24 protein-coding genes are annotated in these 25,376 nt (G+C 44.4%); 8 read left to right on the top strand and 16 right to left on the bottom strand.

The genetic code is table 11. The annotated features are described in order from the left end of the window. Window positions 1-29: 29 nt before the first annotated feature. The 3 genes from LU351_RS05875 to LU351_RS05865 all read left to right on the top strand — a co-directional run bounded on the left by LU351_RS05875 (window position 30) and on the right by LU351_RS05865 (window position 3,824). Window positions 30-479, top strand: coding sequence for a nucleoside deaminase (locus LU351_RS05875; RefSeq protein ID WP_232593132.1), 450 nt, complete (start codon window positions 30-32; stop codon window positions 477-479). A 244-nt stretch (window positions 480-723) separates the two neighbouring features. Further along, on the top strand, window positions 724-2,412 hold the full coding sequence (locus LU351_RS05870; RefSeq protein WP_232593131.1) for a molecular chaperone HscC: 1,689 nt from the start codon (window positions 724-726) through the stop codon (window positions 2,410-2,412). A gap of 5 nt (window positions 2,413-2,417) precedes the next feature. Next, window positions 2,418-3,824, top strand: coding sequence for an RDD family protein (locus LU351_RS05865; protein WP_232593198.1), 1,407 nt, complete (start codon window positions 2,418-2,420; stop codon window positions 3,822-3,824). A gap of 64 nt (window positions 3,825-3,888) precedes the next feature. Here LU351_RS05865 and LU351_RS05860 read toward each other — a convergent pair whose 3' ends face one another. The 6 genes from LU351_RS05860 to LU351_RS05840 all read right to left on the bottom strand — a co-directional run bounded on the left by LU351_RS05860 (window position 3,889) and on the right by LU351_RS05840 (window position 7,772). Beyond that, window positions 3,889-4,665 (bottom strand): class I SAM-dependent methyltransferase, encoded by a 777-nt coding sequence (locus tag LU351_RS05860; protein ID WP_232593130.1) that lies wholly within the window; start codon window positions 4,663-4,665, stop codon window positions 3,889-3,891. 295 nt (window positions 4,666-4,960) lie between these two features. Then, on the bottom strand, window positions 4,961-5,446 hold the full coding sequence (locus tag LU351_RS05855; protein WP_232593129.1) for a hypothetical protein: 486 nt from the start codon (window positions 5,444-5,446) through the stop codon (window positions 4,961-4,963). Between the two features lie 310 nt (window positions 5,447-5,756). Next, window positions 5,757-6,011: a type II toxin-antitoxin system RelE family toxin gene (locus LU351_RS21020; RefSeq protein ID WP_416053933.1), complete on the bottom strand. Its 255-nt coding sequence runs from the start codon at window positions 6,009-6,011 to the stop codon at window positions 5,757-5,759. Continuing rightward, window positions 5,998-6,150 carry a hypothetical protein gene (locus LU351_RS05850; RefSeq protein ID WP_232593128.1) on the bottom strand — a complete coding sequence of 51 codons (153 nt, stop codon included), beginning with the start codon at window positions 6,148-6,150 and terminating at the stop codon, window positions 5,998-6,000. The genes LU351_RS21020 and LU351_RS05850 overlap by 14 nt, the downstream gene beginning before the upstream one ends. Further along, window positions 6,147-6,377, bottom strand: coding sequence for a hypothetical protein (locus LU351_RS05845; RefSeq protein ID WP_232593127.1), 231 nt, complete (start codon window positions 6,375-6,377; stop codon window positions 6,147-6,149). Before LU351_RS05845 ends, LU351_RS05850 begins: the two co-directional genes overlap by 4 nt. Before the next feature lie 231 nt (window positions 6,378-6,608). Continuing rightward, entirely contained in the window at window positions 6,609-7,772 is a 1,164-nt protein-coding gene (locus LU351_RS05840) for a permease (RefSeq protein ID WP_232593126.1), read from the bottom strand. 381 nt (window positions 7,773-8,153) lie between these two features. On the opposite strand from LU351_RS05840, the gene LU351_RS05835 reads away from it, so the two are divergent. Continuing rightward, window positions 8,154-9,581 (top strand): PhoH family protein, encoded by a 1,428-nt coding sequence (locus LU351_RS05835; protein WP_232593125.1) that lies wholly within the window; start codon window positions 8,154-8,156, stop codon window positions 9,579-9,581. A 103-nt stretch (window positions 9,582-9,684) separates the two neighbouring features. On the opposite strand, the gene LU351_RS05830 is transcribed toward LU351_RS05835, so the two are convergent. From LU351_RS05830 to adk, 8 genes are all read right to left on the bottom strand, one after another. Further along, window positions 9,685-10,692 (bottom strand): tryptophan--tRNA ligase, encoded by a 1,008-nt coding sequence (locus LU351_RS05830; RefSeq protein ID WP_232593124.1) that lies wholly within the window; start codon window positions 10,690-10,692, stop codon window positions 9,685-9,687. Window positions 10,693-10,815: 123 nt separating this feature from the next. Then, window positions 10,816-11,973 (bottom strand): tRNA-queuosine alpha-mannosyltransferase domain-containing protein, encoded by a 1,158-nt coding sequence (locus tag LU351_RS05825; protein ID WP_232593123.1) that lies wholly within the window; start codon window positions 11,971-11,973, stop codon window positions 10,816-10,818. A gap of 9 nt (window positions 11,974-11,982) precedes the next feature. Next, a complete protein-coding gene (locus LU351_RS05820) occupies window positions 11,983-12,126 on the bottom strand; it encodes a hypothetical protein (protein WP_232593122.1) in 144 nt (47 codons plus the stop codon). A gap of 63 nt (window positions 12,127-12,189) precedes the next feature. Continuing rightward, window positions 12,190-13,284 carry a cyclic nucleotide-binding domain-containing protein gene (locus LU351_RS05815; RefSeq protein ID WP_232593121.1) on the bottom strand — a complete coding sequence of 365 codons (1,095 nt, stop codon included), beginning with the start codon at window positions 13,282-13,284 and terminating at the stop codon, window positions 12,190-12,192. A gap of 574 nt (window positions 13,285-13,858) precedes the next feature. Continuing rightward, window positions 13,859-14,737 carry an NAD(P)-dependent oxidoreductase gene (locus LU351_RS05810; RefSeq protein ID WP_232593120.1) on the bottom strand — a complete coding sequence of 293 codons (879 nt, stop codon included), beginning with the start codon at window positions 14,735-14,737 and terminating at the stop codon, window positions 13,859-13,861. 88 nt (window positions 14,738-14,825) lie between these two features. Further along, window positions 14,826-15,623, bottom strand: a complete 798-nt coding sequence (locus LU351_RS05805) for an undecaprenyl-diphosphate phosphatase (RefSeq protein ID WP_232593119.1) — start codon at window positions 15,621-15,623, stop codon at window positions 14,826-14,828. Between the two features lie 221 nt (window positions 15,624-15,844). Continuing rightward, window positions 15,845-16,543: a tRNA (adenosine(37)-N6)-threonylcarbamoyltransferase complex dimerization subunit type 1 TsaB gene (gene tsaB, locus LU351_RS05800; protein ID WP_232593118.1), complete on the bottom strand. Its 699-nt coding sequence runs from the start codon at window positions 16,541-16,543 to the stop codon at window positions 15,845-15,847. Window positions 16,544-16,683: 140 nt separating this feature from the next. After that, entirely contained in the window at window positions 16,684-17,337 is a 654-nt protein-coding gene (adk, locus tag LU351_RS05795) for an adenylate kinase (protein WP_232593117.1), read from the bottom strand. Between the two features lie 387 nt (window positions 17,338-17,724). Here adk and LU351_RS05790 point away from each other — a divergent pair, with 387 nt between their 5' ends. Both LU351_RS05790 and LU351_RS05785 read left to right on the top strand, forming a co-directional pair. Next, window positions 17,725-19,428 carry a protein adenylyltransferase SelO family protein gene (locus tag LU351_RS05790; protein ID WP_232593116.1) on the top strand — a complete coding sequence of 568 codons (1,704 nt, stop codon included), beginning with the start codon at window positions 17,725-17,727 and terminating at the stop codon, window positions 19,426-19,428. Window positions 19,429-19,495: 67 nt separating this feature from the next. Continuing rightward, window positions 19,496-19,714, top strand: coding sequence for a hypothetical protein (locus LU351_RS05785; protein ID WP_232593115.1), 219 nt, complete (start codon window positions 19,496-19,498; stop codon window positions 19,712-19,714). Between the two features lie 63 nt (window positions 19,715-19,777). Here LU351_RS05785 and LU351_RS05780 read toward each other — a convergent pair whose 3' ends face one another. Next, entirely contained in the window at window positions 19,778-19,957 is a 180-nt protein-coding gene (locus tag LU351_RS05780; RefSeq protein WP_232593114.1) for a DUF6435 family protein, read from the bottom strand. A gap of 68 nt (window positions 19,958-20,025) precedes the next feature. Continuing rightward, window positions 20,026-21,219 carry an MFS transporter gene (locus LU351_RS05775; RefSeq protein ID WP_232593113.1) on the bottom strand — a complete coding sequence of 398 codons (1,194 nt, stop codon included), beginning with the start codon at window positions 21,217-21,219 and terminating at the stop codon, window positions 20,026-20,028. A 497-nt stretch (window positions 21,220-21,716) separates the two neighbouring features. On the opposite strand from LU351_RS05775, the gene LU351_RS05770 reads away from it, so the two are divergent. Next, the gene (locus tag LU351_RS05770) at window positions 21,717-23,873 is read left to right on the top strand and encodes a S8 family serine peptidase (RefSeq protein WP_232593112.1); all 2,157 of its coding nucleotides are present in this window, start codon (window positions 21,717-21,719) and stop codon (window positions 23,871-23,873) included. A gap of 262 nt (window positions 23,874-24,135) precedes the next feature. After that, complete coding sequence (locus LU351_RS05765; protein ID WP_232593111.1) at window positions 24,136-25,365, top strand: transporter substrate-binding domain-containing protein; 1,230 nt, start codon at window positions 24,136-24,138, stop codon at window positions 25,363-25,365. Window positions 25,366-25,376: the final 11 nt, after the last annotated feature.

Raw genomic sequence — 25,376 nt, 5'->3', positions numbered from 1 at the left:
ATAAGCCCAATAACACCATAGGAGCCACCATGACCGTGAATCATCAGCAATACTTACAAGCCGCCATTGATGAAGCACAAAAAGGACTAGACCATGGTGGTATTCCTATAGGTTCAGTGTTGGTCCATGACGGAAACATTATTGGCCGGGGTCATAACCAGCGGGTTCAAAAAGGCAGCACTGTCTTGCATGGCGAAATGGACGCGCTAGAAAACGCCGGACGCCAAAGTGCGGCGGTGTATCGTGCCAGCACGTTATACACCACACTCTCGCCCTGCCCCATGTGCAGTGGCACCATTATTTTGTACGGCATTCAACATGTCGTCATTGGCGAAAACCAAAATTTTCAGGGTGAAGAAGACTGGTTGCAATCTCGCGGCGTAACGGTGACAGTATTGAACGACACCACCTGCATCAACATGATGGCGCAATTTATTCGTGAAAAGCCTGCCCTTTGGAACGAAGATATTGGCGTGTAAATCGTCTCATTCATTTCTTCCTCATTGCCGCCAGTCCCGTTAGAATCTCTTTTTTACGGCAACAATTTTCACAACAAATACTTTCACAACAATATTTGTCACAATAATCATTCTTACTGCATAGACCTTTATAACAAGGGCTTTGTAGTCGTAGTTTTTATAATGACAATTGTTATAAAGCCCTCCTAGAAGATGATTTTTAAGAGGGTAATTTTTAGAACGAAAAACGTAAGGCAGTATAGGAATGGCAATAATAGGAATCGATCTCGGCACCACCAATAGCGCCTGTGGCATTTGGGCTAATGGCGAACTTTCTCTCATTAAAAATCGCCTTGGCGACACCCTTACCCCCTCCGTTGTTGGGCTCGACGATACCGGAGAAGTCATCGTCGGACGCCGGGCAAAAGAGCGTTTAATTAGCCACAGCGACCTGACCGTTGCAGTCTTTAAACGGTTAATGGGGTCCAATCATAAAGTCAAATTAGGGAAAAAAGAATTTTCCGCCATCGAATTATCTGCCCTAATACTCAAAGCCTTAAAAGAAGATGCGGAAGCCCATTTAAACGCCACAGTGGACGCCGCCGTGATTAGCGTGCCGGCCTACTTTAACGACAACCAGCGCCACGCCACCAAGCTGGCCGGGGAATTAGCCGGGCTTGAGGTCAATCGTTTAATTAACGAACCCACCGCCGCTGCCGTTGCCTATGGTTTACATGAAAAACAAGAAGGCACATTTTTGGTATTGGACATGGGCGGCGGCACTTTTGATGTCTCCATTCTTGAATTTTTTGACGGCATTATGGAAGTCCACGCCAGTGCTGGCGATAACTTCTTAGGCGGAGAAGATTTCGTTACCGCCATGGTGAACGACTTCTTACAGCAGCAAGAAGTAAAATCCAGCACCCTCAATAAAGCCCAGCTCAACAGCCTGTATATGCAAATGGAAACCATCAAGCGCCGAGTGGATGTGCTAGACGGTACACCCTTTTCTTTTAATTTAGGGAAACACACCGTAGAGTGGACTCCCACTGCCGACTGGTTTCAAAAAATCTCAACGCCTTTATTGTTGCGAGCCAAAATTCCCATTGAGCGAGCCATGCGCGATGCCAAAACGCGCGCTGACGACATCGATGATATTATTTTGGTGGGTGGCGCCACTCGCATGAAATTATTCCGCAATACCATTGGCCGCATGTTTGGCCGTTTTCCATCGGCCAATATCGACCCAGATACCGTGGTGGCACAAGGCGCTGCCGTACAAGCCGGTTTAGTCGCCAAAGACGCCGCTCTTGATGATGTGGTCTTAACGGATGTTTGCCCGTATACCTTGGGCACCGCCATTCACAATTCGAATACTAAAGAAGCCGGGTATTTTTTCCCGATTATTGAGCGCAACGCCGTTGTTCCCATCAGCATTGTAAAGCGCTTATACACCGCTGAAGATAATCAAACGTCTGTTAACGTAAGGGTATACCAAGGGGAAAACCGTACCGTTGATAAAAATATCTTTCTCGGTGACCTAGATGTAAAAGTCCCCAAGAAAAAGGCCGGAGAGGAAGCCATTGACGTTCGCTATAGCTATGACATGAACGGTCTACTAGAAATCGATGTGGAAGTGGTCAGCACGGGCGAAAAAGTCAATAAAGTCATTCACAACGCGCCAGGCAGCCTCAGTGAAGAAGAAATCGGAAAATGCCGAGAAAAACTGGCTCAACTAAAATTCCATCCACGAGACCAAGAAGAAAATAAAGCCTTAGTTGCCAAAGGGGAACGCCTATACGAATCCTTTATTGGAGAACAACGAGAATGGATCGCGCAAATCCTTAAGGCATTTGATGCGGTGCTTGAACGGCAAAATCCCATTGAAATTCAGCAAGAGCGCAAAAAACTCAGCCAAATCTTGGACGATTTAGACAATGAGGATTGGCTGTGACCTCAATGTGGAACAATCAAATGTGGACTTTACTGGGCATTGAGCCTACCAGCGACGCGCGTGCCATTAAACGCGCGTACGCCAAGCAGCTCAAACAAAACAAGCCCGATGAAAAACCGCAAGAGTTTCAAGCGCTTTATCAAGCAAAAGAAAATGCGCTGGCGTACGCAAAACAGCAACAAGCCTACGAGCAAACGAAAGAGCACACCGTAGAAGAACGCTCTCTCATCGAAACACCCGTTCAAGCCGATACACCCGTTCAAACAATAGAGAAGAACGCCGGTGCTTGTAATGACTCAAATGACGTTATCAAATGCACAGAAGCGGAAGTACCTTCGTCAAAGCAACAAGAAGAAATACCAAATCAAGAAGAGGAAGCACCTTACCCAGAAGAAGAACCCCTCTCTAATCGTGTTTATACCTTGCTTGAAGAAACCATGGGAGAAAAAAGCTGTGAGGTCAATACAACGCTGGACACCATCGTTGAAGATGAAAAGCCCCCTGAAGAAACCTCAGGCAATGGTGATGCAAACGCTCAAGACGCATTAGTGCCATCAATATCGGAGAGAAAGATTATCTTCGAGGCACTGCTGAAAAATACCGACCACTTACTCACACAGAGTAAGAAAAAAAATGACCCAGCCCAGTGGGAATTTATTCAGCACACACAATTTTTATTGGATTCGGATTTTCATTGGGCGCTCAGCCAAGCCATATTGCAGCGCATTGCTCAGCACCACCATAATCGAAAAGCACGACATCACGTTAGCCCCGCCAGCATTATTTATTTAAACTCCATTTTGCAATGGTGTGAATATGAAACACCACTCAAAGAAGTGTTGGGTAAAAGTACGGTTGAATTAGTACTTCAATATATCCCCGACCATCATCGGCACGCAAACGAAACGCAATTGGCCGAGGACGGTTTGCGTGGCGGCAAACTGGTGAATAAAAAACGTCGAAACAATCAACCACTGGCGGTTTATTATTTCGGCAGCCTCTGGAAACGATTATTAGCAGGGAGTATTGATCTCTTACTCACCTCTACCGTAGTGGTTACTACCATGATGATGTGGAAAAAAATTCACGCTACCGATGGGGCTACTCCTGTTGCGGGAATAGAAGAATTTATGGGCATTATCATCGGTTATCTCATCGGCGCTTTTCTATTTGAAGCCTCCCCAATGCAAGCCACGCCGGGGAAATCCTTATTTGGATTAAAAGTCACCAACAAACGTTTCAAGCGTTTAAATTGGGTTCATTGCTTGTGGCGAACGTTTATTTTTACCTTAACCTTACCGCTGTCTAAGTTTATCTTTTGGATTAATGCCTTTCTTCGAGGCAACTTAATTCACGATAGACTTAGCAGTTCTTATGTATTGGATATTCATCGGTCTGAGAGGGAAAATTAATTCCCTCTCAGGTCTGTTTTACTTCATAGTCACTACTACTTCATCAGTACTACATAGATAGCCATTACTTCGGTTTACGAAACTTAAGCGTAAAACGATCACTATCCGCTGCTTTCATTCGCTCATCACGAGTATCATAAGCCAAAGTATCTTCAGACTGTGCATGCATGTCGGTGTAACCTTCAAATACAAAGCCCGCATCCAACGCTTCTTTGATAATTTGCACCGGATCTGCACGACGCCAGTTATCGGCATTATCTGCCTCCATATGACGACGGGTGTGATCTACAATACCGTAAACACCGCCTTTCTTAAGCGCTTTGAATACCGCTTTATTCAAATTCGCACGGCCTTCAGCAGAAATATTATGGGCATTGCGGAAAGTTAACACCATATCCACTTTTTTGACGCCAAACTTAACGTTTTCCAAATCCGAAACACCGCGTCTCTCGGTGCGAGTGAATTTGGCATCTTTAGCCAATACGCCAACATGGTCGTAACCCCACTCTTTTAACCCGTCACCCAAATACCCCAAACCAAGCGCAACATAAAGCTTACCCTCGTCCTTTAAAGCATCACCTAAAATCTTAGTGTACCAACCACGGCCCGGCATGAGTTCAATAACCGTCATATCCGGCTCTAAACCAAAATAGGTTAATGTTTCCAGTGGCAAGCGCTCAGCATCCCGTTTGCGCTCTTTATCGGTTCGAACGTCCGCTTTTAGCGCCTTTTCAATGGTCGCTTTAGGCTCCATTTTGCCCGCCCAAGCTGGCAAAGTCATCGCACTACTCAACACCGCCACACCGGCAGTCATCATCATTGTTTTTATCATTACGTTCATTCAATCGTTACCCTTTTTTATTGAGCCATTCAATTACTGAGCATTATCAATTGCGTTTTAATCCCACACCCTTGGCGTGTGTCAATCACTATCACCATTAAAAGCCGATGGTTAACCACTGACTTTACAACGCGACTGTGACAACAATCACCCCATAAAGTGCCTGAAAGCACATCAATAAAAAAGATAGCTGGAGAAAAAATAGAAGAGGTAGTAATGAGACTGTAGAAAAACCCAAACTAGACCTTCTCTACATCTTTAAAAATTTGTTTATTTTCGCGCCAAGTAGTCATGCTTAGTTTTCACAATGACGGTCTACTTCACTGGGAGATTGGCGTGACTTTATTTTGGCAGCTTTGCCAACCGTCTTGAGAAAAGCTTCGGTGGCAGGGAACTCTGCTCCAACACCAGGCCAGTAATATTGGCCCTTACTTTCACATAAGAAGATAATCACTGGGTCTTGGTTTAATACTACTTCTTCACCGGGCTCAACGAACATCCGATAGTTAATCACTTTTTGCTCTTTACCAGATATGAGGTTGATAACCTCAGCACTTAACTCATACTCATCCCCATCATTTGCGTTCGAGGATAGTTTCGTTACTTTTTTATGGGATACCACTGCTGTAAAAGAAGTGCTCAAGACAGATTCGGTTAGAAACTCTAGTCGTCCATTAGCTTGATTCGCACAGGCTTGATTTATCATAGCACCCAAAAAAAGCACTAGAATTTTCGTTATTACTGTGGTTTTAGCGCTGTTTTTTATAAAATGACTACCCATTGTTTAACTCGCTATTCAACTCTGTTTTTTTACCTTGCTTTTAATTTAATGCTAATGTCTTCTATATTAGGCTTCTGAGCCGGCTTTTTCTGCTGGAGCTGTATAAATGGGTAGACGGCCCGAGTCTTTATCAAAGGTTTTAGGTACAACAAAAAGCGTAATGAGGCGGAATGCCTCTTCAGACAGCTGAAAAGCTTTCGACTAAATTTTACCCAATTTAAAAAATTAGATGTTGTTTTTCGATTTTTTATCAAATTTACATTAATCGTTGACCGAGTTATTAGTGTTAACGGGCCCTAAGCTAATAACGCTATTGATATATTGAGCTTCTGTGCCCCACATCGACAATCCATACTATAAGTTTCTCATCCTCAATTTCATATACAATTCTATATGTACCGACACGCGTTCTATAGGCATTTTGCATACCAGCCAACTTCTTGGTGTCCGGCCCTCTGGGAGAATTTCTAAGGTAATTTAATTTTTGGTCGATGCGTATTCGAACATCTCCGGGTAACTTTTTGTATGCCTTACTAGCCTTCTTGCTAAATTTAACTTCGTACATTTGGCTTAGAATCCTTTTCTGGTTTTACTCCTTTTCCAAATTCCCATTTCTCCAATTTTTCACCCGATTTTTTTTGTTCTTGTTTTTGCTTGGAAATTTCTTGCACATCCTTGAAATCTTCTTGAATATCTTTGTTCATATGTCTTTCTCTCCTGAATTATTAAATTCTTCTACTGATTGAGAATCTATTCTGTCTTCTTCCTCTTCCACTTTCTTAAGAAAGAAGTCATATGCTTTTTTAGGTATGACAACACCGACGATTTCACCACTTCCATCAAAAATACCGACATCCTCGTCAATTGGGTCTTTCTCCAACAAAAGTTCCTGTAACGTATTACCAACGTCTTCGATTTTAATTTCTCTCATATAATTTCCTCGATATCGGATAAGGGCCTAACAAGACTGTAGAAAAACTCAAACTATACCTTCTCTACATCTTTAACAAATTGTTTATTTTCGCGTCAAATAACTAAACAATGCTAATATTCTGGCATCGCTTTAGAGACTGATCAACAAGCAAGCAAATCGTAGGACGACCCGTGCGGTCGTTTCTATAGTCTCAATACTCAACTACTCAACTACTCAAAAAAGCTTTATTTAAAACTGATTTAATAAAAAAGCAATCACTATCACTTGTGGCAACGACAGCAACGGCAAAAATAACGCAATTTTCCAAGAGCGTGTCGTCTCTTTTAGCACCATTACCTCAGTATAATCCGTGGATACTCCCGTCATTAAAAAGGCGAAACTGTTACCCGGCGCGTTTGCTCGGGTTAAAAAGTCTGCCGCAATGGGAGTCGAGCCTTCTGAGCACACTTCAATGACCGTTGCCGCCACCATGGTCAGTAATAAGCCCACCAGCGTTGGGCCAAACCATTGCTGAAACCACTGGAGGTCTACCCAGGTCCGAATCGCTGCCGCCAATAAAATACCGAAAAATAACCAACGTAAGACAATACGAGCGCCAGAGAAGCCCGCTTTAAACACCCCCAAAAAAGATACCCCCTGCCATGTATCACCCGAAAACAATTGTTTAAACGCCTGACGAAACGTTAACGATGACTCAGAATTGTGATCCATCGTATGGGGATTTTGGGGCAACACGCCACGATGACATAACCACTCAAACAACACCCCGACAGTCAACGCCAACAACATGGACAAGGCAATAAACGCCAACGTCCATTGCCACCCAATCAATGCGATTAAGATCAGGGTTAACGAAATCGAATTCCACGGGCTGGCTATTAAAAAGGCCATCACCTGGCCTAAACTGGCTCCTTTTTCATACAACTTCGTGCCGACCATTAAAATGCCATGGCTGCACAAATCCAACAGCACCCCAGCTGCGGTGGCACGAAAAATACCCTGAAGGCTGCCGCCCTTCCCCAGCAATCCAAGAACAATCGATTGCGGTATGTGCGCCAATAAGCCCACGAACGCAATGGCTGCAATCACCCCCCACCACATGGTATTAAGCAGCTCATGAATACTGTGGGCTGCACGCACGCCCCAAGCCCCTTCGATACCGATATCACCATGATAAAACGCACCCGCCAGATACCCCACGATGACCAAAACACTCACGCAAATAAAAAAGAGGTCAATCGAATGGGAATCTGACTCGCAGCAATGGTCTGCTGAGGTTGAATGGTGGCCTGAAGCGGTATTATGGGCGCACGGTGAAGTTTGATGACTGCCTGAATGACAAGAAGCTCCGTGATCTGAACACCCCACCGTTTTTGATTCGTCGGTTTTCACTCCACCCCCCTGAGATTAAAGTGGTAAAAGAACACCTTCTTTTTCATTAAAAATTTTAACTAAAATGTCATCATTGTCCTAGAACCCTTTCACAGCAATATAATTCATTCGTTTATTAACAATATTAATCAAGAGATTGATTCATAAGGCAATTTCCATATCCAAATACTTTACTAACGATTTTTTATTCTTTAAATATAAAAAATCAGTAGCATTTTTGAAAAACCCATGTCATAGTTTTTTACCCACCTTGGCGGTTTGTCATAAAAAATTCAAATAATGACTCTTTTCCTCAAAAAATAATTCCTCCCCTTTACTGGCTGCTTTTGCATTTTACTGTTATAAATCAATCGATGATCACCAAAAAAGGAAGCATAGCTTATGGGTGAACCACAGCTGGTTGTTACTAATAAAAACACAAATGCCGTTACTAATAATCCTGAAAATCCTGTCCGCTACGTCCTAGACACTAACGTTCTCATTCACGACCCTACCTCTTTACTCAATTTTGAAGAACATCAAGTCATCATCCCAATGACCGTATTGGAAGAACTCGACAAACTCAAAAGTGGCCGCAATGCCGTAGCTGCCGATTGTCGTCATGCCATACGAGAATTGGACAAATTATTGGGCCGTGCGTCCCTAGAAGAAATCGCCAAAGGGGTGCCGATTCTTCGAGGGAAACACGATCAACCTCTAGGAAGTATCGCTGTTCTCATGAGCGATAACGACCCAGCCATTACCCCCCTCCCCACACACATCAACGACAACAAAATCCTTAACGACCTTGTCCAACAACAAAAACACAACCCGGATCATCGGATTGTCCTGGTCTCGAAAGACATCAACATGCGCCTCAAGGCACGAGGCTGCGGTATCGAAGCCGAGGATTATCACAGCGACCAATCACTCACCAACATCGAACAACTCAACAAAGGCTTTTTAGAATTCAGTGGCAGCTTTTGGGACTTAATTGAAAAAGTCGAAACCGAACAACAACTAGGAAAAACCCTACAACATTTACCTCGCACAGCGCCAATTGATAACGTCATGCCCAATCAATTTATTCTGGATGAAATGAATTTTGTAGGGAGAGTCATTGAAGTCACCGAAGAGCGTGTCACACTGCTCCATCTTGATCACCATCGTTTACTGGAAACCGAATCGTGGGGTTTGAAACCACGAGATATTTATCAAGCCTGTGCATTAAATTTATTATTAGATCCAGACGTTCACCTCGTGAATTTAACGGGAGCCGCCGGTTCGGGTAAGACCATTTTAGCCTTGGCGGCTGCCATTGAAATGACGGTGGCCAATAAAATGTACCGTCGTATTATCGCCACACGCAGCACCCAAGGATTGGATGAAGATATTGGTTTTTTACCGGGCACCGAAGCAGAAAAAATGGAACCTTGGCTCGGTGCGATCACCGATAACCTGGAAGCCCTTCATTGCGATGACGAAGATTGTTCGGGGAGCGTGGATTACGTCTTAAATAAAGTTCCCCTGCATTTTAAATCGTTGAATTATATTCGAGGGCGAAGCTTTCAACACAGTTTAATTTTAATTGACGAATGTCAAAACCTGACACCACACCAAATTAAAACCATCATCACCCGTGCAGGCAACGGCTCTAAAGTGGTGTGTTTAGGGAATTTAGCGCAAATCGATACGCCTTATTTAAACGCCACCAGTTCAGGCCTAACGTATTTAGTGGAACGTTTTAAAGGATTTCAACACGGCGGAAATATTCAACTCCAAGGTATTCCACGTTCTCCTTTAGCCGCCTTTGCAGAATCCAATTTATAACGCACTTTTTCACTCTCACTGTTCATTCTCACTCTTAACAACAAAGGGCTCCTATTTAGGAGCCCTTTACAGAGGTAACGCAAATAAAAAATCGATGTAAAAATTACACGATTTTTCGAATACCTACCGCTTTACGTAATTTTTCCAATAAACGTGAAGCGTAACCACGCGCACGATCAGCGCCTTCCAGTAAGATTTTTTCAATGGTCTCGCCATCAGACATTAATGCATTATACTGTTCACGGGAGTCGGATAATTGCCCATTAATTAATTCAAATAACTGTTTTTTCGCCTCGCCCCAAGCAATCCCATCGGCAAATGCTTGTCGCATTGACTCCGTTTGCTCAGGCGTCGCAAAGGCACGCCAAATTTCAAAGACGGTGGATGTCTCAGGGTCTTTCGGCTCGCCCGGCTCTAACAAATTGGTTTTGATTTTATTGATGTGTTTTTGAAGCTGTTTTTCTGGTAGGAAAAGTGGAATAGTATTTCCGTAACTTTTGCTCATTTTGCGACCATCCAATCCAGACAGCACCGCTACGTTATCGTCCACCACGGCTTCCGGTAACACAAATTTATCGCCAAAATGATGATTGAAACGCCCTGCAATATCACGAGCCATTTCAACGTGTTGAATTTGATCTTTGCCCACAGGCACTTTATTGGCGTTAAACATCAGAATATCGGCCGCCATCAGTATAGGGTAACTGTACAGGCCCATATTCACACCAAAATCTGGGTCTTCCCCGGCGTCTTCGTTAAGTGCTACCGCTGCTTTGTAGGCATGGGCACGATTCATCAAGCCCTTTCCCGTCATACAGGTAAGCAACCAACACAATTCTGGAATTTCAGGGATATCCGACTGACGATAAAAAATCACTCGATCTGGGTCCAGGCCACTGGCCAGCCAAGTAGCGGCAATTTCTTTCGTCGATTGATGTAACTGTTTTGGATCCGTGCATTTAATCAACGCATGGAAGTCGGCCAAGAAAAAAAACGACAGATTGTCTTCATTTTGGCTAGCTTGAATGGCCGGTCGAATGGCACCGACGTAATTGCCCAAGTGCGGCGTACCGGTTGTGGTTATCCCCGTTAATACCCGTTGTTTACTCATGGAATCTAGTCTTTATGTGGTTGTGTTAGTCGTTCGGATCATAGAATTAATTTGGCCGTCATTATGCGTTTGTTTTCTCGGGAATGCCACGGTAGTAACGCTCTGTCGTTCTGAGTTTTGGGTTTACCCTTTCACCAATGACTCAATCACACACTGGTATTGCTGCCCCAACTCGGCCCAACTCCAGGCTTTCATCCTCTCTGAGCTTTCCGATTTTTTTCTGAAACCCGACAAACAACGATTAAGAAATACACTAACTGCCTCCTCAGCCTCTCTTTGTGGAGTTTCTATGAACGATGGGTATAAATGTTCCGCACCGACAAAATACGGGTAGGCGAGACGATCTGGTAAAAGCGGTGAACAACCCAAGGCGCAGGCTTCTAATACCGAAAGGCCTTGAAAGTCGTGCAACGCCGTCGACAACACCGCATCGCTGTGTGCCAATAATGAACGATATTCATGAACATCCTCGATAAACCCCCAACGCCCCAACCACCCCAACTCTCCCAGCCGCTGATGTAATGTGTCAAATACCGGAGGGACTTTACGAAATTGTTGACCAATAATATGAAACCGTACCGCAGGCCGATCTGAGCACTTAGCAAGCGCGTTAACAAAGTTCAATAATCGATCTGGACTTTTGTCGTACTCCCAACGATGGTTCCACACCACCGTCACTGCATCCGAGTTTTTAGCCAATCGATTTTCACCCTCACTTTTTTCAGCCGTGTTCAATTCCGTCGAGAGCGGCTTCCATAGAGTGTCCTCAAGGGGCACCGGCAATACGGCGGACTTTTCTTTTATGGCATCAAGCACATGAGTCGGCACACCATCCGGCATTTGATTCAACAGCGCCTGTGCACCGCGAAGAAAAGTGGTTTGGTTGTAGGGAGAATTAAAAGCGATTTTGTCTGTGGCAAGCGCCGTGTAAATGCTGGTAAGTTGGATCTCTAATAGCCCTTTTTGATGCTGGCTATCGGGGTAGTCGAATTGGTTTTCGTGGAAATACACTAGCCAAGGGCAAGTGGCCAGGTTGGGGCGAAAGCCCTTTAACGCCGATACATCCACCATCGACGTGGCAATCACTAAATCATACTGATCTCGTAAACGCTCATCGTCTGAAAAGCCCCATGTCAGGCTATTACCTCTCATTCGCCATGAAAAATAACGAGCTGGTAATGCAAGTACACACCATTCCCAATGGGAAAAATATCGAATCAGGCCGTTACACCATCGATGATGACTAGGCGCATTGTACGCCGATAATAATAAGACTTTCACACACCCAACCTATTCAAACCCATTGCAATTCCCAAGAAACCATCGAACCATTTCAATCAACACGATTTCAATTAATACAGCTTCAATTAACACAGTTTCAATCAACACAATGTCAATCAACACAATGTCAATCAATGGCATACCACTAAACAAAAAAACCGCCTCCAATTTGGAAGCGGTTTCATTAGGCAATAGAGATGAATCTGTTCTAACTGGCTAACGGTAATGCTGTTCCGAATGACTGAGTATGGCTGCAGACAAGCCCGTTTGTAAAAGCAACTGAACAGCCACCTTACTGCGACTGCCTCCATCATCGGTCACGATGTAGGTTAAACCCGGGTCTAAATCTCGGATTTGGTTGCGTAAACGGCTCAACGCAATATTGCGACTGCCTTTTACACGAAAATGGCGGTGCTCTACTGGCAAGCGCACATCCAATAATTGCACCAAAGGCCCCATTTCATCCACATCATTCATTTCAATGTAACGAAATAAGGGTTCTTGTAATAACTCAATAAAATCGCTTTTCGCCAAACGCATTAATATTCCCGGCGTTTTCATTTGAATCGAGGCATTACGGGTGGTGTCCCCAACTAAGGCCTCCTCACCAAAATAGTCACCAACCGCCAGCGCCACACAATCGGTAGAACCCGGCAATAATACAACCGCTTCGCCTTTAGCAATCACATAGAAAAAATCGCCCTCTTGGCCCGCTTCGATAACCATCTCACTGGCCTCAAATTCAACCTCCTCAAAGCGGCCGAACAGCTTTTGAATATTGCCCGCAGGTATCGACGTAAACAAGGGCGATTCCAGCAAGCTCGACATCCAATCGCTACTGGTTTCAACGACGTCACTGAGCATGGGTTGGGGCATCGCAAACGCATCAAGATAATCGATTTCAGCCGTTTGCATCATCGGCTCAGAGGCATTGCCGTCAGCTTCACTCGTCTCAGAATGAGCTTCAGATTCACTCCACGCCATCACCAAATCAAACTGCTTACGATCCACCGCAATGACAGTGACTTCACTGGCTGCCACGGCAGACACTCGGCTAGGGTTGATGTCATTGAGTGCATCCGCCCCATGGGTTTCTGCACTCAATGATGCGGTTTCAAATTGAGCATCAATAAGGTTAACCGAGCCGGATAATAGGTAGTAAATAACACTAAGGTCTTTACCGCGCTTGAAAATGATTTTGCCTTTACTGAAGGTGAGACGCTGACTGGACTCTGCGATTTTCTGCTGGAATTCATCAGACAGCTCTGAGATAGGATTTAGTTTCTGAATAACGTTAACAGGTACGGGCATGACAGTTGAAAACTCCGGGAGATCAAGCCAAAAAACATAAACATTGCCGCTGATAGCAAGAAATTAAGCATCTCTACTGTGATTGATACCCCTGAATTGACAGCCCGTAAGTTTGATTGCCCCTTTGTTCAAAGGTTTTAAACTCATAGGCCCTAGTTAAGGGGCTTTTTCAAATGAACGCCCCATGAGGCTGCCATTTCGTTGGACAGGAGTTTCATCCATACAAACTGCGACAATTTTTGTCACCCTACTGCCACTAATGATCAATCAACGCCTTCTTCAGGCCAATAGATAATGACGCTTTTCTTAATTCGCCTCTAATGATATCCAGTTCAGTTTTCTCTGGATTCAATCAACGGCTGCCACAACCGGCATAATCCAAATAAGTCATTGATTCTTCATAACCTTTCCACCACATCTTTGTCACTGTTGACCTTGAAAAATCGCGCCTTCAAGTATTCCAGTTTGACATAGTAAGTCAGCAATTATTCAGGTTATGAAATATTGACGATGATTATGCCTCAGATTATAGACGCGAGTTAACACCCGATACTTGATCCAGTTTCCATTTTTGTCACCTGCTGACGTAGCGTGTCAATAAACTAGAGGTATCCCAACGGCCACCGCCCTTCTTTTGAACTTCGCCATAAAATTGGTCTACCAACGCCACTAACGGAAGCGATACCCCCTTCTCTCGCGCCTCATCCAAAACCAGTCCTAAATCTTTTCGCATCCAGTCGACGGCAAAACCAAAATCGTATTTACCCTCAACCATCGTGCTACCCCGATTTTCCATCTGCCACGATTGGGCCGCTCCTTTTGAAATGACTTCCAACACGGTTTTGGTATCTAAGCCAGCGCTCTCTGAGAAATTCAACGCTTCGGCAAGCCCTTCCAACACACCAGCGATGGCGATTTGATTCACCATTTTGCAAAGCTGACCACTGCCACTTTCTCCCATATAAGTAACGGCCCGGGAAAAAGCCTCAAGTACCGGCTTCACAATATCAAAGGCACTCTCATCGCCTCCGACCATCACGGTGAGCTGTCCGCGTTCAGCACCCGCTTGACCACCCGATACCGGCGCATCCAAAAACGCAGCGCCTCGCGATTTCGCAGATTGAAACAGTTGCCTTGCGATCTCGGCGGAGGCCGTTGTGTGGTCTACAAAAAATGTCTGACTCACATTACCCGACAACAATCCAAACTCACCAAGATAAACTTCTTCTAAGTCTCTATCGGCGCCAACACAGGTTAAGACCACATCACATCGCTCTGCCATTGACGGCAAATCATCAGAATACGCTCCCCCGAATTGCTCTACCCACGCTTTGGCTTTTTCTGTGGTGCGATTGAATACCACCACATCATACCCAGCCTGCAAAGCATGACGCGCCATCGGCGAACCCATCACACCCAGCCCGACAAAGCCTACTGTTTTGATTCTTGTCATGCGCGTCTCTCCTTATCTTTTCTTTTTTCGCTGGTTTCTGACTTCATGTTTGGTTTCTTACTATCCATTTTGGATCACCAAACCCGAACTACACCCACATCATGCCAATTAAGACACCACCAAGCACAAGCCGATAAATCACAAATGGCATCATGCCAATGGCCTCAATAAATTTGAGGAACCAGTGGATGCACAAATAGGCGCTCACCCCAGACACCACTGTTCCAATGGCAATATCCACCCACAAGATGGTCTCTTCTTGAAGCATCTCTACGGTTTTGAATAGAGCACTGAGCACGATAATGGGAATAGACATAAAGAATGAAAACCGAGCCGCATCGGAGCGACAGATGCCTAAAAATAACGCGGCGGTAATGGTGATACCCGATCGAGAGGTTCCCGGAACCAACGCCATGGCTTGAGCAACACCGATAATAAGTGCAGAAGCAATGCCGATATCGTAAATGGTATTAGTGAGCTGTTTTTTTCGATCTGCCACAGCCAACAACAACCCAAAAATAATAGTAGTAGCGGCAATCACGAGGCTTGAACGTAGGTTCTCTTCAATAAAATCACTGAAGATTAACCCCGCCAAACCCGCAGGAATGGTGGCAACGACAATCATCCATGCCAAACGACTGTCTGGTGTCACCCCCTTTCCACTGACATGGCCAAACCACGCTTGAATCATTTGCAAGACGTCTTTACGAAAATACAACAGCACGGCTAACAACGAACCAAAATGGACCGCCACATCAAAAGCTAAACCTTGATCCGGCCAACCAAGCAGCTCTTTAGGTAAAATTAAATGTGCGGAACTGGAAATGGGTAAAAATTCAGTAATACCCTGCAATAATGCCAAAATAATGATTTGCAGAAGATCCACAGGCAAGATTCCTTGTGCAAGTGTAAGAAAGGACAGTAAAAATGACTTCGAGAGGAGCGAGTTTACAGTCTCATCACCAAGCACTGCATTACAGCACCACATCGAAGAACGTTATTGAAGTACTTCATTTCAACACCTTGGTTTGAATACTAAAACGTTAGCGCTAAAACACTGAAAAACTCTGACGAAATACTTCGATAAGGAATATACGTAAATAAAAACTATTGTGCGCGAATTCTCTCACGCTTCTTCCACGTGACCTCATTGCGCAAATACACCGGCTCAACCGACATCACATCCTGTGCCAGCCCCTGCTGCCACATTTCTTCGGCAACTACGATAATATCGGCTGCATCCGGCAATAGGGATTCTTTAACCGTTACCGCTTGTTCACGGGACAGCTCAGAGTACGACCAACCAGAGCCCACACCAATAACCCCAGAAAAATCATCCAAAGCCACCTCAGCCGGAGGAGAAACACATTCTTGTGTACCCGCTGCTAACTTAGGAATCGTATCGGTGATGCGATAGATACCGGTATAAATTTCACTCATGCGTGCGTCTAATGCCGCCACCACCGTTTGCCCTACCTCAGCAACCCCCTCACGAGACGCTCCTTGTGCCATCGCCATCAGAGTAGAAACCGGAATGACTTTACAGCCACAACCAAACGCCAGCCCCTGCACCACACCAAGACAAATACGCAAACCGGTAAACGAACCCGGGCCACAACCAAACGCGATGGCATCCAAGTCATTTAAAGACACGCCCGCTTCCGATAACAGCTCATCCACCAATGGCAATAATAACTTGGTGTGTTGGCGCGCCTCATCAGAGCGACGATAAAACAGATTCGACTCAATACGCAGTGCGACAGTGCAAGATTCTCCGGAAGTATCCAGAGCAAGAATGTTGGCCATGAAAGTACAATCACCAATTCGTGAATAAATAGTTGAATAAATAGGTAAATGAAAAACGTGAAGAAATTTACTACAAGACGCAAAGTGAGCGAAGCATTCAGACATAAAAAAAGGCCCGAAGGCCTTTTTTTGTTTTCTGCTTAACCGTTTAGGGCAGAAAATACTCGCTCTTTAATTTCACCAACATCGCCAACCCCTTCCACTTTTGCGAATTGAGTTTTGCTGTCAGCAGAAGCGCTCATTTTTGAATAGAAATCAACCAGCGGCTCGGTTTGCTCATGATACAACGCTAAACGCTTACGAACCGTTTCTGGTGCATCGTCTTCACGTTGAATCAACGGCTCACCGGTCTCATCGTCCACCCCGTCTTGCTTAGGAGGGTTGTGCTCAATGTGGTACACACGACCAGATCCTTCATGCACACGGCGACCACTCATGCGAGAGACAATGGTTTCGTCATCGACGTGAATTTCTAAGACACGATCAATATCAACATTGGCCTCAAGCAATGCTTCTGCCTGAGGAATGGTTCTTGGGAAACCATCAAATAAGAAGCCTTTAGCACAATCCGATTCAGAGATACGCTCTTTGACCAAGGCAATGATCAACTCATCCGATACCAATGCCCCAGAATCCATGATGTCTTTCACTTGTAATCCTAAGGGTGTGCCTGCTTTAACGGCTGCACGCAACATATCGCCGGTGGAAATTTGAGGAATACCGTAGTGTTCCGTAATTAACTTCGCTTGCGTGCCTTTGCCCGCGCCTGGCGCGCCCAAAAGAATAATCCGCATTATGGATGACTCCTTACTCTACGTTGACTTCCCCGACTTAAGCTAAGTGACCCGCTGAAAGAACAGAGAAATGGACTGTCTAGGAATGAACCGACGTAACGTACGTACACACCTCTACAGCAGCGTTAATTGGTTTTTTGGTGATTATTTGTTCTATCATTGCGCTAAAACCTGCGATAGCAACATGAAAACACCCAAAACAAGAGGGGTCGTACATTACACGCAGATGGCCCGTAGCTCAAGTTAGACCATGATCTTAAGAAACGTCATAATAAAAGTCACTTATCACTCACTTTGCCTCAATCGCTGAACGACGTAATTGCTGAACGACGTAATTGAAAACGGATTAGTGTAAACAGGCTCGGCTCAATACGGTTACCCAGTGCCATGAATAAACACCACCAAAAAGAGACTTCAGCAACCACAATCACACTCAAGGATCTCGCCCAGTTAGCGGACTATTCCCTAATGGAGTCTCTCAACAGTGACCCCCAAGCCACCACAAATGGCGAAGATCACGAGCCAAGACAGGTTTTTTCCGGGCATTACGTACCGGTAAAGCCAACCCCCATCCGCAACCCTGTCTATGTTGCCCATAGCAAAGCCCTATTCCAAACCTTGGCATTCGATGACAGCTTGGCGCTCACCGAGGACTTTATTCGACTCTTTTCAGGCGATGTTTCTCACGTACCTGAACCCATGCGACAAACCGGTTGGGCCACCGGCTATGCGCTTTCTATTTTTGGTAACGAATATACCGAGCAATGCCCTTTTCAAACGGGGAATGGCTATGGAGATGGCCGTGCCATTTCAGTATTGGAAGCGGTCATAAATGGCCAACGCTGGGAAATGCAATTAAAAGGCGGGGGGCGAACCCCCTACTGCCGAGGTGCCGATGGCCGTGCGGTATTACGCTCTAGTATTAGAGAGTTTTTAGCACAAGAGCATATGCACGCACTGGGCGTGCCGACATCTCGATCTTTGTGCCTTTTTGCTTCCCAATCCGAGAGGGTAAATCGCCCTTGGTACAGTGACGATTCACACTCTACTGATCCCGATGTGTTGGTATCCGAGCCCGTTGCCATCTCAACCCGTGTTGCACCGTCATTTCTGCGCGTAGGTCAATTAGAGTTATTTAGTCGCCGGGTTCGCAATAATGCGCACGCCAAAGCCCAAGAAGAACTGGAGATGCTTCTGCTACATTTGATTGACCGAGAGTATCAGCATGACATAAATAAAGAAGCATCAACGGCCAATAAACTCGTGGCGCTAGCCGGCGCCTTTCGCCACCGACTCACCTCACTGGTTGCAGATTGGCTTCGTGTCGGTTACTGCCAAGGCAATTTTAATAGTGATAATTGCGCAGCAGGAGGTTTTACACTGGACTACGGCCCTTTTGGTTTCTGCGAACGTTTCGATCCTGTTTTTCAACCATGGACCGGCGGTGGACGGCATTTTTCTTTTCTTAATCAACCCTTAGCCGCCGAGAAAAATTTCGAGACATTTTGTACCACATTAGCACCGTTACTGGTCAATGATGCAGACGCAGAAACACAATTTAATGAAATCCGATATGGTTTTTCCGCTTTAATGGAAGAAAAAATCGAAGAAATGTGGGCAGCCAAACTGGGTCTTGACGTATTGGATTCTGAGTTACTGCTTCAATTATTAAAATTAATGGTTCAAACATCCGTTGATTACACCATTTTCTTTAGGCAGTTATCTCATATTCCCGATGACATCAAAGGGGTACAAAAGAGCTTTTACAGAACCCCCTCAAGTGAATTACAAGAGCAGTGGTCTCAGTGGCTGCAAACATGGCGAACTCAGATAAATACTGACCAAGGCATTGAGCTTGTCTCAAATAAAATGAAAAAAGTTAACCCCAAATACATATGGCGAGAGTGGCTAGTGGTGCCTGCGTACCAACAAGCCATGAAAGGGGATTTTACACTGATGCATGAATTACAAACTGTACTAACCGAACCTTTTGAAGAGCAATCAAAAGAAATCGAAGAAAAGTACTATCATTTACGACCACCTGAATTTTTTCAGGCCGGAGGAATATCGCACTATAGCTGCTCTTCTTGAACTGCTCTTCTCACAATCTTTTAACTTTAAAGCGTATTGAACAATTAGCAGAGAGGATTAAACCATAATGAATGATCATAACTTTTACTTTCAAAGTTACGAAGAATGGCGCCATGCTTTAACAAAACGCTGTAATATTGACCTGACTCCAGACTACGCTCGCAAACGAATTGCAGCACTTCGCAACTCGAACGATTCACACACAAAAGAATTTTCTGCTAAATACGGGCAAGCTTACCTCAAACAAGTGATTCAATGGTTCGAGCAAGCTGAGCAGGGTCACTGAGGTTTTCCAAGTCGGCTTAATTTTTTATCCCTTTAATTAGGTGGGCAGTATGAATACTTCCCACTACTGCCTTTTAGACTGTTCAATCTCCTGAATTTTTTTATCAATCTCTTCAGCCTCATAGGTTAGCTGAGAGTAAGTTCTGATATCACCATTACGCTGTGCCTGCATCGCCTGTTCGAGCTTTGCCGAATAGGCTTTCTTAAGCTTTTTGGTTGGGTCTGTCTTAAATAGTGAAAACATTATAAGGTCCTCTTGGTTTAGGTTTATTACGCAAGAGGACTCAGATGGATTAAATCAATTAACATTAATTACTCCATAATCTGACTTTCTCGCTTCTTCAACAACACAAACCCGACCAATGCCATTAGCCCACACAATGCGGCACTAAACGATCCTAGGCTGGCAAAATGAAAGCTTGAATATTGAGCAATAATTCCGGCGCCCGTCGTGCCCCCTGCCATACCAAATTTCATGGCATTGGAATAAAAAGAGGAAGTAAAACCAATACGTTTCGGTAATTGAGCCTGCATAATGGTTAGGCCTAAGCCCGCATACAACCCATAAAAAATGGCGTTTAACCCCTGTAACGCTAAAAATTCCCATGGCTGGGTTGCATAAAAAATCAGCCCATAAAAGGTAATCGCACAGAAAAACCCAAAGGCCATTAAACGTTGTGGTGAAAAATGCACCGTTAATCGGCCCACATTCACCATCACCATAATTTCCAGCCCTGCCACCAACCCCATACACAACCCAGGTAAGTAAGTAGGTAAACCAAGTTCTTTGACGGTGTATAAAGGCAGAGAGGAGGAGTACATAATGTTGCCCATGGAACCAAAAAACATGACTGCACCCAACAACCAAAACGACGACGATACCGTTGTCGCCTGCTCTTTCGATATTGAGTTAGAAGAACCCTTCTTGTGCTCTGGAATACGCCACCAAACAAAACCCGCCGCCATCAACGCCACTATAAAACCGGCAAGAAAAGAACCGGAAAATCCGAACCACGCCACCAAACCAAACGCCAGAGGAGGCCCCGCAATCCATGCCATAGAAATTGCCGCACGCACTAACGCATTAAATTGCGCAATATTAATCTGCTTTTGTTCACCAACCCATTGCCGCCCCAAGGTGAGCATTTGCGGTGTGGCCGCAGCGGCGATCGCCATAAAGGTAATACCCGCCAACCACACCCATAGAAAAGATCGAACAACGGAAAATAGCAGTAATGCAATGGACATAGCGAAAATGGCTGCCATGTACAACTTACGCGCACTCACACCTCTATCGGCCAGCGCTCCGAGCCACTGACTGACCCCCATACCCGCAAGCGTGACTGAAATGGTGTACACACCAATCCAAATCGGTTGGACATTCAGCCCTTCTACCAGAAAAAAACTCATTACCGGGTGAACAAAAGCACCCACCAGCCCGGTTAGCCCACTGAGTACACAATAAACCCAACCCGGCCCTTTAAGAATTTGAAGCGAACTTGACATACTGACGTCTGATAACACCCTATAAACCAACAAACAATATACGACGCATTATAGGTGTCTAACGCTTGGGGTGAAAGCTTGCACATAAAAACAATTAGATCATTAAATGATCTTTTAACTTTTATCCTTCCTTATCTTTTTAACTCCATTTAAAAATATTGGTAATCCCCTTCTAATTAAAAGGCAACTTAGAACCACTTCAAGAAAAATTAAATTTCACAAGCTTGCTTTCTCAACAACAAAAATCACTCTACACTTAGCACCGCCTAATCAACTTATTATAAAATTGAAACTAGGCGCACAACTCATCATTATTATTTTTACCAAACCTGAAGCGACAACCGTTTCTTTTAAAAACTTATATTCAATAAAAATTCTAATAAAAAAACCATTTTTTATTTGGTACACGTTTTGCTGATCACCACCCCTCAGGCAAACCCATAATCAAACGTTATTCATTAACGGCCTGAGCTTCCTAATCAACGGAGAAAATATCAATGCTAACAATGAAAAAAACAACATTGGCAAGCGGTGTTTTAGTATTGGCAACTGCCTTTTCTTTAAACGCTTTGGCACAAACCACACCAAACGTTTTATCAAAGCAACTTGAGGCGATGGCAGCCAGTGAAGAAGCCCACGAAAAAGTAGCTGCCTTTATTTACCTTAAGGACAAAGGCAGCAATATCGATAAAAAACTATTAGAAGCCAAAAGTGCACTTTCTCAACGCGCCTTGCACCGAAGAATGATCAACCGAGGTGCGGATAATGTAGTAGATGAATCCGATATTCCTGTGGATGCAAAATACCTTGATACCATCACATCGAAAGTTTCCACCGTTCGACATGTTTTAAAAAGTTTAAATGCCATCTCTGTCGAGGCCACACCGGCTGAATTAAGTGAATTAACCTCATTACCTTTCATTAAAGAAATTACACGCGTCAAAACCCTCAAGCGCAAACCTGACCCGGTAGACTCTCCTTCCATACTGGTGCCCTCACTGAATGAATTATTGGCACCAACACAAGTGAATATGCTCGACTATGGCAACTCATTTACTCAGGTCAATCAAATTAATGTGCCCGCAGTTCATGACATGGGTTACGATGGCTCAGGTGTGGTGATTGCCATCTTTGATTCTGGTTTTAATCGATTAACCCATGAGGCTTTTGACGAAATAAATATTGCCGGCACCTGGGATTTTGTGAATGGAGACAGCGACGTCGGTGACGGCGGCATGGGTACAGGAAGCCATGGTACCAACACTCTCAGTACGGTTGGCGGCTATAGTCCCGGAGATTTAATTGGACCGGCGTATCGCGCTACTTATTATTTGGCGAAAACCGAAAATACTGAATCAGAATTGCATATAGAGGAAGATAACTGGTGTGCCGCCGCCGAATGGGCTGAAGAAAATGGTGCGGACATTATTACCAGTTCACTAGGGTACAATGATTTTGATCGTGGCGGCGACTATTCACCTTCCGATATGGACGGCGATACGGCCATTGTCACCATCTGTGCCGACAACGCCGCCGAGAACGGTATTGTTGTGATTAACTCAGCCGGCAACAGCGGTAATTCCTCTCAAAATACCTTAGGTGCACCGTCAGACGGGCACTTTGTTTTAGCGGTGGGTGCCGTCACCTCATCCGGTTCTCGTTCTTCATTCAGTTCTGTAGGCTTGTCTGCCGATGGGCGAATTAAACCCGACGTGATGGCCATGGGGTCCAGTGTTCGTGTCGCCAGTGCCAGCTCCAACACTCGCTATAGCAGCGTTAACGGCACCTCTTTTTCTTGTCCATTAACGGCAGGCGTAGCCGCTCTGGTTTTACAAGCCAACCCAGACCTATCTGCCGCACAAGTTCGTGATATTTTGCGTAATACCGCAGACAGAGCCTCCAACCCAGATCGCTTCTTTGGTTATGGCATCATTAACGCCGAAGCTGCCGTCGAAGCCGCCCTTGGTGCAGAACTTAACGCCTCTTTCAACTATTCCGCCACCGAGCTTTCTGTCTCCTTCAGCGATACCAGTAGCACACCTTCTGGAGAAATTCGCAGTTGGAATTGGAGCTTTGGCGATGGCAATACTTCCAGCTTACAAAACCCGGTATACACTTATGCATCTGCCGGTAGCTATGACGTTTCTCTCACCGTCACAAACAGTGAAAACGAAACCGATACCGTAACAGAAACTGTCACAGTAAGCGTGATTGATCCTTCTGATTGCTCTATTAACTTCACCAATACTTCTGATAATTATTCCAACTCATCACCCGGATCAGCAGAAGTATCTAACGGTGGCTGCACCATTACCCTTACCGGTAACGAATGGCGCATTACTGATGAAGAATTCGAAGTGACAGCGAATACCGTCATTACCTTTGACTTCAGTACTAGCGGCAGCAGCGGCGAAATTCAAGGGGTGGGCTTTGATGCCGACAGCGGCGCCAGTTCAAATCGTATTTTCCAATTAACCGGAACACAAAATTGGGGAATTAGAGATTTCAACTATAACGGTGGCACACAAACCATCAGTATTCCTGTTGGTGAATACTACACGGGTACGGGTATGAGCTTTGTTATTGCCAACGACAAAGACAGCGGCGCTACAACCAATAGCGTTACCGTCAGCAATGTTCGAATTTCTAATTAAGTGACTCTTGCCTCCAACTTTACATAACTAAACCTTATTGCTTAGCAAGATGAAGCATTTGGTGTTAGCTGGTAAAGATTTACAAAAATAGACACTCGTAACAAGCACATGGATGTGCCTTTAACTCCCCCCTTAGAAAAGGCTTTCTATAAAGTCATTACTATTTTTATTACCTTTTTCTTGAAAAGTTTTGAAAGAACAGCCTAACGGTTTCTACAAACTCTCATACATTAAAATGAAAACGTTTACATAAAAATAAAGGTTGCACCCAATTATTCAAACACTTATAAATCAAACCAATGTTGATTTAGGCGACTTTATTTCTACGGCCTCCACATCAACAGCTTTCGTTACAAATGCACTAAAAATGCAGGCGAATAATTTCCAATTTTGCACACCAACTAAAACCGATAAATGGATCATTACCGTAAAGATGTATCAAAAAACACAAAGCAAGGCCGCTACTTACACAACACTAGCACCCACAACACTAGCATCCAAGATTACAAACGCTATTATTTTCATGCTTGCGCTAAAAAACATTTTCTTTTCAAGTGACAAGATGACAATGAGAATATCATCCCCCCCCTTCAACTTATTTATTTTTGCGTTTTTTGTAGTGCTTTTTTCTGCTGCTCATTCTGCATGGTCAACGCCCCTAATGATCCCTGGCAAAGCTACCAATTCAAAAGACCTGCCATACATGCTGTTAAATGAATTCATTCAACGTAGTGATCGCTTTGACACCATTGAGTTTGCTTATGGCGACAAAGGAGAGGCTTCATTTTCTCAAACCTTGGCTGACATCAATGCTGGGGCACTGGATATTATGTGGACGGCAACATCCAAAGATTATGAAACTGACTTCCAGGCCATTTACATACCTATCTATCAAGGTACATTAGGGATGCGCTTGGCCATTATTAACCAGAATGATAAACATAAATTTTCCCACATCACCCATAAAGACGACTTTTTGCACTATGTGGCATGCCAAGGCAAGTTATGGGCAGACACCCCCATTTTAGAAGCAAACAATATCTTAGTGGCAAAAAGTTTGAAGTATCCCAACTTATTCAAAATGCTGTCGGCTGACCGATGCGACTATTTCCCTAGAGCCATTTTCGAACCATGGTCAGAAATAGAACGAGAGAATCAATATAATTTAACAGTGGATACCCATGTATTACTTCGTTACACCATGCCATTCTTATTTTTTGTTAAGAAAGACAATACAGAATTGTCTGATCATATCACCCAAGTGTTTCAAGAAATGAAAAAAGATGGCACCTTTGACACGTTATTTTTTCAAGATAAAAAAGTAAAGAATGCATTAGAACTCTCTCATTTACGAGATCGGATTATTATTGATTTAAACAACCCGTTTTTAAGTCAAGAAGTTAAAAATATTCCACCTGAATACTGGTTCGACCCAATGAACGATAACCGGACATTGCTCCCCCCTTCACTACAAGAAAAAACAACACACTAGGCCTCTCAGTT

It is taken from the genome of Marinibactrum halimedae (assembly GCF_021234875.1).
GTDB classification, from domain to species: Bacteria; Pseudomonadota; Gammaproteobacteria; order Pseudomonadales; family Cellvibrionaceae; genus Marinibactrum; species Marinibactrum halimedae.
This window is presented reverse-complemented; position numbering and strand designations above follow the sequence as displayed.

What these genes read in the sequence shown, in the direction of transcription:
- LU351_RS05875 (WP_232593132.1), top strand. Translation starts at nt 30, where the DNA reads ATGACCGTGAATCATCAGCAATACTTACAAGCCGCCATTGATGAAGCA.
- LU351_RS05870 (WP_232593131.1), top strand. Translation starts at nt 724, where the DNA reads ATGGCAATAATAGGAATCGATCTCGGCACCACCAATAGCGCCTGTGGC.
- LU351_RS05865 (WP_232593198.1), top strand. Translation starts at nt 2,418, where the DNA reads ATGTGGAACAATCAAATGTGGACTTTACTGGGCATTGAGCCTACCAGC.
- LU351_RS05860 (WP_232593130.1), bottom strand. Translation starts at nt 4,665, where the DNA reads ATGAACGTAATGATAAAAACAATGATGATGACTGCCGGTGTGGCGGTG.
- LU351_RS05855 (WP_232593129.1), bottom strand. Translation starts at nt 5,446, where the DNA reads ATGGGTAGTCATTTTATAAAAAACAGCGCTAAAACCACAGTAATAACG.
- LU351_RS21020 (WP_416053933.1), bottom strand. Translation starts at nt 6,011, where the DNA reads ATGTACGAAGTTAAATTTAGCAAGAAGGCTAGTAAGGCATACAAAAAG.
- LU351_RS05850 (WP_232593128.1), bottom strand. Translation starts at nt 6,150, where the DNA reads ATGAACAAAGATATTCAAGAAGATTTCAAGGATGTGCAAGAAATTTCC.
- LU351_RS05845 (WP_232593127.1), bottom strand. Translation starts at nt 6,377, where the DNA reads ATGAGAGAAATTAAAATCGAAGACGTTGGTAATACGTTACAGGAACTT.
- LU351_RS05835 (WP_232593125.1), top strand. Translation starts at nt 8,154, where the DNA reads ATGGGTGAACCACAGCTGGTTGTTACTAATAAAAACACAAATGCCGTT.
- LU351_RS05830 (WP_232593124.1), bottom strand. Translation starts at nt 10,692, where the DNA reads ATGAGTAAACAACGGGTATTAACGGGGATAACCACAACCGGTACGCCG.
- LU351_RS05815 (WP_232593121.1), bottom strand. Translation starts at nt 13,284, where the DNA reads ATGCCCGTACCTGTTAACGTTATTCAGAAACTAAATCCTATCTCAGAG.
- LU351_RS05810 (WP_232593120.1), bottom strand. Translation starts at nt 14,737, where the DNA reads ATGACAAGAATCAAAACAGTAGGCTTTGTCGGGCTGGGTGTGATGGGT.
- tsaB (WP_232593118.1), bottom strand. Translation starts at nt 16,543, where the DNA reads ATGGCCAACATTCTTGCTCTGGATACTTCCGGAGAATCTTGCACTGTC.
- adk (WP_232593117.1), bottom strand. Translation starts at nt 17,337, where the DNA reads ATGCGGATTATTCTTTTGGGCGCGCCAGGCGCGGGCAAAGGCACGCAA.
- LU351_RS05790 (WP_232593116.1), top strand. Translation starts at nt 17,725, where the DNA reads ATGAATAAACACCACCAAAAAGAGACTTCAGCAACCACAATCACACTC.
- LU351_RS05785 (WP_232593115.1), top strand. Translation starts at nt 19,496, where the DNA reads ATGAATGATCATAACTTTTACTTTCAAAGTTACGAAGAATGGCGCCAT.
- LU351_RS05780 (WP_232593114.1), bottom strand. Translation starts at nt 19,957, where the DNA reads ATGTTTTCACTATTTAAGACAGACCCAACCAAAAAGCTTAAGAAAGCC.
- LU351_RS05775 (WP_232593113.1), bottom strand. Translation starts at nt 21,219, where the DNA reads ATGTCAAGTTCGCTTCAAATTCTTAAAGGGCCGGGTTGGGTTTATTGT.
- LU351_RS05770 (WP_232593112.1), top strand. Translation starts at nt 21,717, where the DNA reads ATGCTAACAATGAAAAAAACAACATTGGCAAGCGGTGTTTTAGTATTG.